Raw genomic sequence first — 12,768 nt, 5'->3', positions numbered from 1 at the left:
TCAAAGCTCCTTGGGGGACAGCAGGGCGGGGAGGTCGCGGACGGATTCGAGGACGTGGGTGGCGCCGGCGGCTTCGAACTCCGGCCTCTTCGCCGATCCGGTGAGCACGCCGGCGACGATCGAGGCGCCGGACCGCAGCCCGGTCTGGACGTCCGAAGCGGTGTCACCGGCGACGGCGATCCCGCGGACGTCGGTGATTTCGAGCCGCAGGGCGGCGGCGAGGACGAGGTCGGGGTACGGGCGGCCGCGCACTCCCTCGCCCGGCGCCAGCACGGCGTCGGCGAGGCCGTGCCAGCCCAGCGCGTCCAGGATCGCGTTCTGCGTTGCGGGGGCGAAGCCGGTGGTGAGCGCGACCTTCATGCCTTGGGCGCGCAGTTCCTGGATCGTCTGCTCGGCACCGGGGATCGGCTCGCAGTGGCCGTCGGCGACGAGTTTCTCGTAGGCGTCCTGGAAGGCGGTGTTCGCGCGCTGGGCGCGTTCCTCGTCTCCGTCGAGCAGGGCGCGGAAGACGACGATCTTGGACTGCCCCATCGTTTCGACGACGTAGTCGAGCATTCCGGGGAAACGGCTGTCCTCTTCGGACACTCCGGCGGCGGCGATCGCGGCGGTGAAGGCGCGGATCACCAGGCCGTCGTCGGCGACGGTGGTGCCTGCCATGTCCAGGACGACGAGTTCGGTGTTCACCAGGAGAGCTCCTCTGCGGTGTCTTCGGCGATGGCGGGGGAACAGGTCATCCCCCGGCCACCCGGTCCGGTGACGAGCCACGCGTTGTCCGCGACGCGGGCGCGGTGCACGATCCGGGTGGGGTCGGTGGTCTGGGCGTAGACCCCGGCCCAGCGGCGGGCGATGCGCGGGAGCGGCCGCCCGAGCAGCGCGCCGGCGACCTCGGCCAGATGGTCGTACGGGTCTTCGGTGGTGTCGAACGAGAACGGCTCGTCGTATTCGTGGGTGTCGCCGATGGTCAGCGAGCCGTCGAGACGCTGGACCATGAGCAGCTGCATCTTGTGGGCCGCGGCGATGTCACCCTGCGGCTGCCCGGCGTTGAGGCCGTCGAGCGCGTCGCCGCGGTACGCCGGGTAGTAGCGGAAGCTGTCCGCGTCGGCGACGGTGGTGGTGAGGATTTCCCCGAGCGGCTCGGTCTGGGCCATCTGCAGCCGCACGCGGCGGACCGGGGTCGCCCCGGCGAGCTCCTTGACCAGCCCACCGGTCCAGGCGCCGGTGCACAGCACCACGACGTCGCCCTCGTGGGTCTCACCCGTGTCGTCGACGACGCCGCGCTCGGTCAGGTCGCGGATCTCGCGGCCGGGCACCCAGGTGTAGCGGCCGGATTTCGCCAGTTCGGCGCGCAGGGCGGGCTGGGCGACGCGCGGCTCGACGGCGGCGTCGCGGTCGCACCAGAGCGCGCCGAGGTAGTCGCCGCGCAAGGCCGGGTTCAGCTCGCGGACCTCGGCGGCGTCGAGCAGCTTGAAGCCGCGGTCCTCCGTGCTCGCGGCCGCGGCCTCGGCGACGGCGAGTTCGGCGTCCGTGCGGACGACGGTGAGTGAGCCGTTCGGCCGGAAGCCGATCCCTTCGACGCGTTCGCCGATGCGCTCCCACAGCACTCGCGCCCGGGCGGCCGTCTCCAGTTCGGGGCCACTGGCGCGGCCACCGACCCAGACCAGGCCGAAGTTGCGCACCGACGCACCCCTGGCCTCGGGTTCCCGTTCGATCTGGACGACGTCGTGGCCGCGTTCGACGGCCTGCCAGGCGTGCTGAGTGCCGAGCACTCCGCCGCCGATGATGAGGATTCGCACACCGCAGACGCTCGCCTGCGCGCACCAACGCTCCGTGACCCCCGCCCCAACCGCAGGTGAAGTGCCACCGAAATGTGGACCAGACCTGTTATCTTCGCGTTACATTACGCCGCGTTTCGTCCTCTCGATGCGGTCGTTGAAAGTACAAATACCGCGTTCAGAGGACCGAATGCGGGCGGCGGCTACTCCACTCGGCCCAGTCGGGTCTCGAAGGAGAGCCGGTCGCCGCGGAACAGCGAGCGGACGCGCTCGAACGGGACACCGTCGGGCCCCCACGACGTCCGGTGCATCAGCAGCATCGGCAGCGCCGGGTTCGTCCCGATCAGCAACGCCTCCCGTGGCGTGGCGAGCACGGTCTCGACCCGCTCCTCGGCACCGTCGAAGACGACCCCGAGCCGTTCCCGCAAACAGGCGTAGAGCGACTGTGTGGGATCGAACACATCCATCAGCGTCGGAAATCGCGCGGCGGTGAGATAGGTCGATTCCAGCCCGACCCGCTCGTCGTCGGCGAGCAGCACCCGTTCGATGTGGATGACGTCGTCTTCGGGATCGATTTCCAGTTCCGAAGCCAGCGACGGACCCGCTTCCCGGCGTTCCAAAGAGATCAGATTCCGGCCCGGCTGAATGCCCTGCCTCCTGAGTCCTTCGGTGTAACTCACCAAAGCGAGCGGCTGGACGAGCTTGGGGCCCGCGACGTACGTGCCGCTCCCCTGCCGCCTGCTCAGCCGCCCTTCGAGCACGAGTTCACCGACGGCCTGGCGCACCGTCGCGCGGGAAACCTCGAATCGTTCGGACAGTTCCCTTTCGGTGGGAAGTACCGCTCCTTGCCCTAATTCGGAGATCACCTCGAGCAGATCGACTTTGACCGCGTAATAGCGGGGAATGCGGCCGTGCTCGGGAATTCCGTCCCGGACTGGCCCGTCGGCGGGTGGATGTAGTCTTGGCGAACGCGCTTTCACGATCCAGATCCTAGGCCCGTTCCCCCATGCCTGTACTGACCCGAACGAAGTGTTCATGCCACGCTCACACTCGTGGCCGAAAAGGGCACCTTCGGCGGCCGTTCAGCCTTCCGGCGGTTCCGGCGCCCGCCCGTCCAGGAGTAACGGCGTTGGGCGCTCCGGTCTACGCCATTCGTCGGCGACCGGGGCCGGACGTCCGTTAATCACCACCATCGGCGAAAGATCCGAAGAAAGTTGGTTGTCCCGGCGTATGCCCACCTGCTGTAGTCAGTTGGCCGCAGTCAGTCTCCCTGCCTCCACTGTGGACAGCCGGAAGGAATGAACCCTTGGACATCAAGCGTCGGTTCAGCCTGCTCAAAAAGACCCTGATCGCCGTCGCGGCGGCCGGAACCCTGGCGGGTCTCGCCACGGCTCCGCAAGCCGCGGCCGCCGAGCCGCCGTCGACCGACGTGGTCGGTGGCACGCGCGCCGCACAGGGCGAATTTCCTTGGATGGTAAGGCTTTCCATGGGCTGCGGTGGTGCGCTCTACACCCCGCAGATCGTGCTGACGGCCGCGCACTGCGTGTCGCGGACCGGGGCCAACACGGGGATCACCGCCACCCTCGGCGTCGTGGACCTGCAGAGCACGGCGGCCAAGAAGGTCAAGTCGACCTACGTGTACCGGTCGCCGACCTATCCCACCTCCACCGGCGGTGACTGGGCCCTGATCAAGCTCGCCAGCCCGGTCAGCGGCATCCCGACCCTGCCGATCGCCACCACCACGGCCAACAACAGCGGCACGTTCACCGTCGCCGGCTGGGGCGCCGCGACCGAGGGCGGGGCGCAGCAGCGCTACCTGCTCAAGGCCAACGTGCCCTTCGTCTCCGACTCGACCTGCAAGGCCCAGGGCGGCAGCTACGCCGACCTGATCGACAGCGCCGAGATCTGCGCGGGCAACATCAACTCCGGCGGCGTCGACACCTGCCAGGGTGACTCGGGCGGCCCGATGTTCCGTCGCGACAGCGCCGGCGCCTGGATCCAGGTCGGCATCACCAGCTGGGGCGAGGGGTGCGCGCGGGCGCACGCTCCCGGCGTCTACACCGAGGTGAGCACCTTCGCGACCGCGATCAAGAACGCGGCCGCCGGTCTCTAGTTCCCACCGCACGGCATGCCCTGAAGGTCCCCTTCACCACAACGGCGTGGTGGAGGGGGCCTTCTCGTTTTCCTGGGCCTGCCACTGTGTCGCGAAAGCCACTTTCGGGACGCCTGATGTCCCGAAAGTGGCTTTCGCGACACGGGCTCGGCCGCTGTGGCTCAGCCTCACCTGCGTAGTGGTGAAGGCCAACCTCAGCGGGTCTTGTCCAAACGCGACAGTGTCTCTTCATACCCTGACACGAGTTCCGCGATCACGTCGGCGACTGGGCGCACCCGGTCCATCCGCCCGACGATCTGCCCCACCGGCATCGAGACCACGCTCGGGTCCGCCGCGTGATGGATCCGGTTGTGCGCATGGGAGACCAACAGGTTCTGCAGCGGCATCGGCAGCGGTTCGGGCGCGTCGGGCGCGGCCCACGCCTCGGTCCACCGCGTCTTGAGCAGCCGCGCCGGTTTGCCGGTGTAGATCCGCGTCCGGACGGTGTCGGACGAACCCGCCGCGACCAGCGCGCGCTGCATCGCCTCCGACTCCCCCATGGTCTGGAGGTACTCCTCGGTGGCGAGCCAGAAGGAACCCATCCACACCCCGGACGCGCCGAGCGCGAGCGCCGCCGCGACCTGCCTGCCCGAGCCGATCCCGCCGGCGGCGAGCACCGGCACGCGGTCACCGACGGCGTCCACCACTTCGGGCAGCAGGACCATCGACGCGATCTCGCCGGTGTGCCCGCCCGCCTCGTAGCCTTGCGCCACAACGATGTCGACGCCGTTGTCGACGTGCCGCACGGCGTGTTCGGCCTTGCCCGCCAAGGCCGCGACCGGCACGCCCTTCGCGTGACACTGCTCGATGACGTCCACCGGCGGTGATCCCAGCGCGTTGGCGATCAACCGGATGGGGTGTTTCAGCGCGACCTCGACATGGGACCGGGCGACCGAATGCAGCCAGCCCAGCACTCCCGCGCGTTCGTCGGTGTCGTCCGGCAGCGGCGGCACCGCGAGATCGCGCAGCGTCCGCTCCACGAAGTCGCGATGCCCCTGCGGGATGTGTTTCGCGAGATCGATCGACGTCCCTTCGGCCGGGATCTTGGCGGGCATCACGATGTCGACGCCGTAGGGCTTCCCGCCGGTGTTCTCGTCCATCCAGGACAGGACGGCGTCGAGCTCGGCGGCATCGTTGAACCGCACGCAGCCCAGCACGCCGAGACCACCCGCCCGGCTGATCGCCGCCGCGACGTGCTCGGACGGGGTGAACCCGACGATCGGCAGGTCGATCCCGAGCCGGTCGCACAGAGACGTCCGCATGAAACTCCTTACGTGCCGGTTGGTGAACCCGCGTCCGCGATCGACGTCGGCAGGACGCCGACCGTCCTCGGCCTCACCAATGCGGAGAGGGCGTCCTGCCACCGCGATAGCGGGGCCTGCGGCCGGGCGGGTTCACGCGTTTGGTCGCTTTCCAGGTGACTCTTCAGCTCCGCCGACAGGCTGCTCACGCCGGTTGGATGGTGATGGGCTCGTGCTCGGCGGCGTACCGCTGCGCCCAGGGATAATCCGGTTTCCCGCTGGGCGACCGCCCGATCTCCTCGGCGAGCCAGAGACTGCGCGGCACCTTGTACCCGGCGATCTCGGTCCGCACGTGTGCTTCGAGCGCGGCGACGTCGAGCTCCTTGCCGGTACGCGGCTGGATCACCGCGGCCACCCGCTGGCCGAGCCGGTCGTCGGGGATGCCGATGACGAGCGCGTCGAAGACGTCCGGATGCGATTTGAGCGCGCCCTCGACCTCCTCCGGGTACACCTTCTCGCCGCCGGTGTTCACACACTGTGACCCCCGGCCTAGCAGAGTCACCGTGAGGTCTTCCTCGTAGCGCGCGTAGTCACCCGGGACGACGTACCGCTTGCCGTCGACCTCGACGAAGATCTTCTCGGTCTTCGCGGGATCCTTGTAGTACCCGAGCGGGACGTGCCCGCGCCGGGCGATCAGGCCGATCGCGCCCGGTTTCGGCTCGACGAGCGCGCCGTCGTCGTCCACCAGGATCGCGTCCTTGCCGAAGTTCACCCGGGGACCGGCGGAATGATCGCTGTCCTTGCTGACCATGCCGATCCCGGTGAACCCGCTTTCGGACGAACCGATCGCGTCGGTGATCACCACGTGCGGGAGCAACGACAGGAATTCCTGCTTCACCGATTGGGAGAACAAGGCGGCGTGACTCGACACCGCCACGATCGACGACGCGTCGTAGTCGCCCTCGCGGTAGGCGTCGATCAGCGGCCGCGCCATCGCGTCGCCGACGATGGTGAGCACCTGGACCTTGTTGTCCTGCACGGCTTTCCAGACTTCGTGCGCGTCGAACCGCGGGACGAACACGACCGGGCTGCCGGTGAACAGCGCGCCGAACGCGGCCCACTGCGCGGCGCCGTGGATCAGCGGCGCCGCCGGGAGCCGGACCAGGCTGCCCGACTTGCCCTGTTCGGCGAGCGTCCATTCGTCCGGGACGTACTCGCCGGTGACGAAGTTGATCCCGCCGCCGAGCGCGCGCCAGATGTCCTCATGGCGCCACAGGACGCCCTTCGGGTACCCGGTGGTGCCGCCGGTGTAGAGGATGTAGATGTCGTCGGCGCTGCGCTCGGCGAAGTCCCGCTCGGGCGAGCCTTCGGCGAGCGCGGCTTCGTAGTCCACGCCGCCGTAGGACGAGTAGTCGCCGTCGCTTCCGTCGTCGACAACGACAACGTGTTTCAGTTTCGGGGTCTCCGGCAGGACGGCGGCGACCTTGTCCGAATACTGGCGCTCGTGGACCAGCGCCACGAGGTCGGCGTTGTCGAACAGGTACCGCAGTTCGCCGTGGACGTAGCGGTAGTTGACGTTGACCGCGATCGCGCGCAGCTTGTACGCGGCGATCATCGATTCCAGGGCCTCGATCGAGTTCCGGGAATAGACACCGATGTGGGATCCGGGTCCCACGCCGTGTGCGGCGAGATGGTGCGCCAGCCGGTTGGCGCGCTCTTCCAGTTCGGCGAAGGTGACCCGCCGATCGCCGCAGACGACCGCGATGCGCTCCGGCACGGCGTCGACGGCGTGCTCGAGTAGATCCGCGATGTTGAGTGCCACTTCCTCAAAGTAGAACATGTTATCGTTCTGGGCAATGGCCGCTCTATGGGAGGTTTTGGTGGGCGAACCGCACGCGCTGGTGGAAAAGATCGAACACACCCTCGTCGTCACGATGAACCGGCCGGAGGCCCGCAACGCGCTCAGCGGCGAGATGCTCGGGATCATGGTCGAGGCGTGGAACCGGGTCGACGCGGACGACGACATCCGGTGCTGCGTGCTCACCGGCGCGGGCGGCGCGTTCTGCGCGGGCGCGGATCTGAAGTCGATGTCGAAGAACTCGCCGTCGGACTCGTTCGAAAAGGGCACGTTCGACCCCAGCAGGATCGAGGGCCTGCTCAAGGGACGGCGGCTGACGAAGCCGTTGATCGCGGCCGTCGAAGGCGCCGCGATCGCCGGCGGGACGGAGATCCTGCAGGGTACGGACATCAGGGTCGCGGGTGAGAGCGCGAAATTCGGGGTGTCCGAGGCCCGGTGGAGTCTGTTCCCGATGGGCGGTTCGGCCGTGCGGCTGCCCCGTCAGATCCCGTACACCGTCGCCGCCGACCTCCTGCTGACCGGACGGCATATCAAGGCGGCCGAGGCACTGGAGATCGGCCTGATCGGCCACGTCGTCCCGGACGGGAAAGCCCTCGACAAGGCGCTCGAACTCGCGGGGCTCATCTCCGCGAACGGCCCGCTCGCGGTCCGCGCGATCCTCAAGACCATGCGGGACACCGAGGGCATGCACGAGGACGAGGCGTTCAAGCTCGACGCCCAGTACGGCATCGAGGTCTTCGCGAGCGAAGACGCGAAGGAAGGCCCCCGCGCCTTCGCCGAGAAGCGCAAGCCCGTCTTCCGGGGCCGCTGACCCCCGCGTTTCGTCCTCTGGATGCGGTAGTTCGCTGGTGAACTACCGCATCCAGAGGACTGAATGCGTCAGGGGACGCGGTGGCCTTCCCAGTAGGGGTCACGGAGCTTGCGCTTGTAGAGCTTCCCGTTCGGGTCGCGCGGGAGTTCGGGCAAGTAGTCGACGGAACGCGGGAGCTTGAACTTCGCCAGCCGCGACGCCGCGTACTCGAGGATCTCCGCGGTCAGCTCCTCGGAGGGCTCGACGCCGTCCGCGGGCTCGACGACGGCCTTGATCGCCTCGCCCCAGTCCTCGTGGGGGACACCGAACACCGCGACGTCGGCGATCTTCGGGTGCATCACCAGTTCGCCCTCGATCTCCGCCGGATAGATGTTGACCCCGCCCGAGATGATCAGGTCCGCCTTGCGGTCGTGCAGGAAGAGATAACCGTCCTCGTCGAGGTGCCCGACGTCGCCGAGGGTGAACAGGTCCCCGACCCGCGCCTTGTCGGTCTTGGCCCGGTCCTTGTGGTACTCGAACTTCGAGTCGCCCATCTTCATGTACACCGTGCCGGTCTCGCCGGCGGGCAGTTCCGTGCCCTCTTCGTCGAGGATCTTGATCGTCGAACCCGGCCACGGCAGCCCGACCGAACCGGGTTTCCTGAGCCACTCCTCCCCCGAGATCGCCGTCCCGCCGCCCTCGGTGGCCGCGTAGTACTCGGTGACGACCGGGCCCCACCAGTCGAGCATCCGGCGTTTGACCTCCAGCGGGCACGGCGCGGCACCGTGGATCATCACGCGCAGCGAACTCAGGTCGTAGGCCGCGCGGACGTCGTCCGGCAACGCGAGCAGACGGCGGAACTGCGTCGGGACCATATGGCTGTGCGTGACGCGGTGCCGCTCGATCAGCCGCAGCATGTCCTCGGCGTCCCAGCGGTCCATCAGCACCGCGGTATGCCCCAACTGCAGGGAGATCGCGACGAAGTTCAGCACCGCCGTGTGATAGAGCGGCGACCCGCACAGATGCACGTGGCCGTCGTGCGGCGCCAGCCCGAAGATCCCGAAGAACCACGTCGACGCGGCCGGCACGGAATCGGGGTCGGCGCCGGTCAGCGGCCGCCGGACGCCTTTGGGCCGCCCCGTGGTGCCGGACGTGTAGAGCATCGGCGAGCCCGCCGTACGCCGCTCCGGACGGCCGTCGCCCTCGCCGGAGCCGAGTTCCTCGATCCGGCGGAAGCCCTCGACATCGCCGACGGCGAACCGCGCGCGCTCCGGGATCCCGGCCTCGTCCGCGGCGGCGATCGCGACGTCGGCGAAGCGTTCGTGCGCGAGGAAGGCCTTGGCACCACTGTCGGACAGGATGTAGGCGACCTCCGGCCCGACCAGATGCCAGTTGACCACCACGATGTACAGACCGGACTGGATGGCGGCGAAATAGGCCGCGACGAGCTCATCACCGTTGGGCTGCAGGACCACGACCACGTCCCCGGCTTCGAGCCCGAGGGCTTGCAGCCCCCGCGCGTACGCGTTCGCTTTCGCGGCGAGCTCCCCGTAGCCGATCGAGCGGCCGTCCGGATCGACGAGTGCGACCCGCTCCGGCTCCTGTGCGGCGATGTTCCAGACCCCAAGTGTCCCGGTGGCAGTCGACATACTCGCAAATCTAGAACGCGTTCCACTCAAGAGCAACCGTCAGCAAGGCCCAGATGGGCAGTCTTGCCGGAAAATCGAGAACGTGTTTCACTCAGGATGTGAGCGCACCTGAACTCCCGCTGTCGGCCCCGCTCAACGTGGGCTTCGACTACACGCGTTCGGTCGGCCCGGTACTCGGCCGGTTCGTCGACGCCCTGCGCGAGCGCCGAGTCGAAGGCGTCCGGGGCAGCGACGGCCGCGTCCACGTGCCACCGCTGGAATACGATCCCGTGACCGCCGAAGCGCTGTCCGACTTCGTACCGGTGGCGTCCGAGGGCGAGGTCGTCTCCTGGTCCTGGATCGCCGAACCCGTCGACGGCCAGCCGTTGTCGCGGCCGTTCGCGTGGGCGCTGATCCGGCTCGACGGCGCCGACACCCCGATGCTGCACGCCGTCGACGCCGGTTCCCCCTCGAATGTCCACACCGGACAACGGGTCCGGATCCGCTGGGCGGACGAGACCGTCGGGCACATCCGCGACATCGCCTACTTCGTTCCCGCCGACGGGCCCGACACCGAAACCACCGAGGCGCCTCCCCCGGTCGCGAAACGGGAGGAGGGTGCGCCGGTCAGCGTCGTGATCACGCCGATCCACCTGCGCTATCAGCATTCCGCGTCGCCGGAGGAGAGCCGGTACCTGCGCGGGCTCGCCGAGGGAAAGCTGATCGGCCAGCGCTGCCCGTCCTGCGAAAAGGTCTACATCCCGCCGCGCGGCGCCTGTCCGACCGACGGCGTCCCGACCACCGACGAGGTCGAACTGCCCGACACCGGCATCGTCACGACGTTCTGCATCGTGAACGTGCCGTTCCTCGGCCAGAAGATCAAACCGCCGTACGTGGCCGCGTACATCCTGCTCGACGGCGCGGACATCGCGTTCCTGCACCTGGTCCTCGGCTGCGACGCCGCCGACGTCCGGATGGGCATGCGGGTCCGGGCCGCGTGGAAGCCACGGGACGAATGGTGGACTTCGCTGGAGAACATCGGCCATTTCGAGCCGACCGGCGAGCCCGACGCACCGTACGAATCCTTCGCCCACCATCTGTGAGGACCGCCGTGCCAGATGTAGCAGTCGTGGGCTTCGCGCAGGCCCCCAACGTCCGCAGTACCCCGGGCACCACCAACGGCGTGGAAATGCTGGTGCCGATCTTCGCCGAGGTCTTCGAGCGCACCGGTCTGTCCAAAGAGGACATCGGGTTCTGGTGCTCCGGCTCCTCGGACTACCTCGCCGGCCGCGCGTTCTCGTTCATCGCGGCCGTCGACGCCATCGGCGCCTTCCCGCCGATCCACGAGTCGCATGTCGAGATGGACGCCGCGTGGGCGTTGTACGAGGCGTGGCTGAAGATCCGGATGGGCGAGGTCGAGACCGCGCTGGTCTACGGGTTCGGCAAGTCTTCCGCCGGGCAGCTGCGGCGGGTGCTGGCCTTGCAAATGGACCCGTACGTCGTCGCGCCGCTCTGGCCGGATTCGGTGAGCGTCGCCGGGATCCAGGCGCGGCTCGGGCTCGAATCCGGGCTGTGGTCGGAAAAAGATCTCGCCGAGGTCGCCGCGCGCAGCCGCGCGGACGCCGCCGGGAATCCGGCCGCGCAGCTCTCCGGCACGGTCGAGGTCGCCGAACTCCTCGACGCCCCTTACTTCGCGGATCCCTTGCGGGCCCACGACATCGCCCCCATCACCGACGGCGCCGCCGTGCTCGTGCTCGCGTCGGCCGAGCGGGCGGCGGACCTCGTCGACAGCCCGGCGGTGATCACCGGGATCGAGCACCGCGTCGACTCCCCCGCGCTCGGCGTCCGGGACCTCACCAAGTCGCCTTCGACGGCGGCCGCCGGGCGGGCGCTCGACCTCGACGGCGTCGAGATCGCGGAACTGCACGCGCCGTTCACGCATCAGGAACTGATCCTGCGCGACGCGCTGGGCCTCGGCGACCAGGTGCGGATCAACCCCTCCGGCGGCGTCCTGACCGGCAATCCGATGTTTTCCGCGGGGCTGGCGCGGATCGGCGAGGCCGCGAACCGCATTCTCGACGGCAGCGCGCGCAAGACCCTCGCCCACGCGACCAGCGGTCCCGTCCTCCAGCAGAACCTGGTCGCCACCTTGGAGGTCCTCTCGTGAAGCACCTCGCGGCCGTACTGGGAACGGGCCAGACCCACCACAAGGCCAAACGCACCGACGTGTCCATGCCCGGCCTCCTCCGGGAGGCCATCGACCGCGCGATGCTCGACGCCCAGACCGGCTGGGACGACATCGACGCCGTCGTCCTCGGCAAGGCGCCGGATCTGTTCGAGGGCGTGATGATGCCCGAACTGTTCCTCGCCGACGCGCTCGGCGCGACCGGGAAACCGTTGCTGCGCGTGCACACCGCCGGCTCGGTCGGCGGCTCGACCGCGCTCGTGGCGGCGTCGCTCGTGCAGGCCGGCGTGCACAAGCGGGTGCTGACCGTGGCCTTCGAGAAGCAGTCCGAGTCGAACGCCATGTGGGGCCTGTCGATCCTGCCGCCGTTCCAGATGCCGGTGGGCGCCGGGGCGGGCGGCTATTTCGCGCCGCACGTGCGCTCGTACATCCGGCGATCCGGCGCGCCCGGCCACGTCGGCGCGATCGTCGCGGCCAAGGACCGCCGCAACGGCGCGCTGAATCCGTACGCGCATCTGCGGCAGTCCGACATCACGGTGGAGTCGGTGCAGGCGTCGCAGATGCTGTGGGACCCGATCCGCTACGACGAGACGTGCCCGTCATCGGACGGTGCCTGCGCGATGGTGATCGGTGACGAAGCGGCAGGCGACGCGGTTCCCGGTGGCGCGGCTTGGATCCACGCGACCGCGATGCGCACCGAGCCGACCACGTTCGCCGGACGCGACCAGGTGAACCCGCAGGCCGGACGGGACGCCGCCGCGGCGTTGTGGCGGGACGCGGGCATCACCGACCCACTGTCCGAAGTGGACGCCGCCGAGATCTACGTGCCGTTCTCGTGGTTCGAGCCGATGTGGCTGGAGAACCTGGGGTTCACCGACGAAGGGCAGGGCTGGAAGCTCACCGAAGCCGGCGAGACCGCGCTCGGCGGGCGTCTGCCGGTCAACCCGTCGGGTGGCGTGCTGTCGTCGAACCCGATCGGGGCGTCCGGGATGCTCCGGTTCTCCGAAGCCGCCAAACAGGTGATGGGCCGGGCCGGGGACTACCAGGTCGACGGCGCGCGGATCGCGCTCGGGCACGCGTACGGCGGCGGTTCGCAGTTCTTTTCGATGTGGGTGGTGGGAGCGGCCAAACCGAGCTGATCC

General features: G+C 69.0%; 11 protein-coding genes. 5 read left to right on the top strand and 6 right to left on the bottom strand.

Features of this window, described 5'->3' with window-relative positions; translation table 11 throughout:
- From ACZ1DY_RS15255 to ACZ1DY_RS15245, 3 genes are all read right to left on the bottom strand, one after another.
- Positions 1-687, bottom strand: a complete 687-nt coding sequence (locus ACZ1DY_RS15255; protein ID WP_465485664.1) for a phosphonatase-like hydrolase — start codon at positions 685-687, stop codon at positions 1-3.
- On the bottom strand, positions 681-1,793 hold the full coding sequence (locus ACZ1DY_RS15250; protein WP_465484742.1) for a TIGR03364 family FAD-dependent oxidoreductase: 1,113 nt from the start codon (positions 1,791-1,793) through the stop codon (positions 681-683). The genes ACZ1DY_RS15255 and ACZ1DY_RS15250 overlap by 7 nt, the downstream gene beginning before the upstream one ends.
- 182 nt (positions 1,794-1,975) lie before the next feature.
- Positions 1,976-2,752 carry a GntR family transcriptional regulator gene (locus ACZ1DY_RS15245; protein WP_126731455.1) on the bottom strand — a complete coding sequence of 259 codons (777 nt, stop codon included), beginning with the start codon at positions 2,750-2,752 and terminating at the stop codon, positions 1,976-1,978.
- 326 nt (positions 2,753-3,078) lie between these two features.
- On the opposite strand from ACZ1DY_RS15245, the gene ACZ1DY_RS15240 reads away from it, so the two are divergent.
- The gene (locus ACZ1DY_RS15240; RefSeq protein WP_257487920.1) at positions 3,079-3,885 is read left to right on the top strand and encodes a S1 family peptidase; all 807 of its coding nucleotides are present in this window, start codon (positions 3,079-3,081) and stop codon (positions 3,883-3,885) included.
- A 194-nt stretch (positions 3,886-4,079) separates the two neighbouring features.
- Here ACZ1DY_RS15240 and ACZ1DY_RS15235 read toward each other — a convergent pair whose 3' ends face one another.
- Both ACZ1DY_RS15235 and ACZ1DY_RS15230 read right to left on the bottom strand, forming a co-directional pair.
- The gene (locus tag ACZ1DY_RS15235; RefSeq protein ID WP_125675340.1) at positions 4,080-5,186 is read right to left on the bottom strand and encodes an NAD(P)H-dependent flavin oxidoreductase; all 1,107 of its coding nucleotides are present in this window, start codon (positions 5,184-5,186) and stop codon (positions 4,080-4,082) included.
- Between the two features lie 184 nt (positions 5,187-5,370).
- Complete coding sequence (locus ACZ1DY_RS15230; protein WP_465484741.1) at positions 5,371-6,987, bottom strand: acyl-CoA synthetase; 1,617 nt, start codon at positions 6,985-6,987, stop codon at positions 5,371-5,373.
- Between the two features lie 58 nt (positions 6,988-7,045).
- Here ACZ1DY_RS15230 and ACZ1DY_RS15225 point away from each other — a divergent pair, with 58 nt between their 5' ends.
- The gene (locus ACZ1DY_RS15225) at positions 7,046-7,834 is read left to right on the top strand and encodes a crotonase/enoyl-CoA hydratase family protein (protein ID WP_465484740.1); all 789 of its coding nucleotides are present in this window, start codon (positions 7,046-7,048) and stop codon (positions 7,832-7,834) included.
- A gap of 68 nt (positions 7,835-7,902) precedes the next feature.
- Here ACZ1DY_RS15225 and ACZ1DY_RS15220 read toward each other — a convergent pair whose 3' ends face one another.
- Positions 7,903-9,462, bottom strand: a complete 1,560-nt coding sequence (locus tag ACZ1DY_RS15220; protein WP_257487922.1) for an acyl-CoA synthetase — start codon at positions 9,460-9,462, stop codon at positions 7,903-7,905.
- A gap of 53 nt (positions 9,463-9,515) precedes the next feature.
- On the opposite strand from ACZ1DY_RS15220, the gene ACZ1DY_RS15215 reads away from it, so the two are divergent.
- From ACZ1DY_RS15215 to ACZ1DY_RS15205, 3 genes are read left to right on the top strand one after another with little or no spacing between them, the layout of a single operon-like run.
- Positions 9,516-10,544, top strand: coding sequence for a Zn-ribbon domain-containing OB-fold protein (locus ACZ1DY_RS15215; protein ID WP_465484739.1), 1,029 nt, complete (start codon positions 9,516-9,518; stop codon positions 10,542-10,544).
- A gap of 8 nt (positions 10,545-10,552) precedes the next feature.
- Positions 10,553-11,608 carry a thiolase domain-containing protein gene (locus tag ACZ1DY_RS15210; protein ID WP_465484738.1) on the top strand — a complete coding sequence of 352 codons (1,056 nt, stop codon included), beginning with the start codon at positions 10,553-10,555 and terminating at the stop codon, positions 11,606-11,608.
- Positions 11,605-12,765: a thiolase domain-containing protein gene (locus tag ACZ1DY_RS15205; RefSeq protein ID WP_257487925.1), complete on the top strand. Its 1,161-nt coding sequence runs from the start codon at positions 11,605-11,607 to the stop codon at positions 12,763-12,765. Before ACZ1DY_RS15210 ends, ACZ1DY_RS15205 begins: the two co-directional genes overlap by 4 nt.
- The last annotated feature ends 3 nt before the right edge of the window (positions 12,766-12,768 follow it).

The organism is Amycolatopsis sp. PSD-21, assembly GCF_055561455.1.
The sequence above is the reverse complement of the archived record's forward strand: the minus strand, read 5'-3'. Positions and strand labels throughout refer to the sequence as shown.

What these genes read in the sequence shown, in the direction of transcription:
- ACZ1DY_RS15235 (WP_125675340.1), bottom strand. Translation starts at nt 5,186, where the DNA reads ATGCGGACGTCTCTGTGCGACCGGCTCGGGATCGACCTGCCGATCGTC.
- ACZ1DY_RS15220 (WP_257487922.1), bottom strand. Translation starts at nt 9,462, where the DNA reads ATGTCGACTGCCACCGGGACACTTGGGGTCTGGAACATCGCCGCACAG.
- ACZ1DY_RS15215 (WP_465484739.1), top strand. Translation starts at nt 9,516, where the DNA reads ATGGGCAGTCTTGCCGGAAAATCGAGAACGTGTTTCACTCAGGATGTG.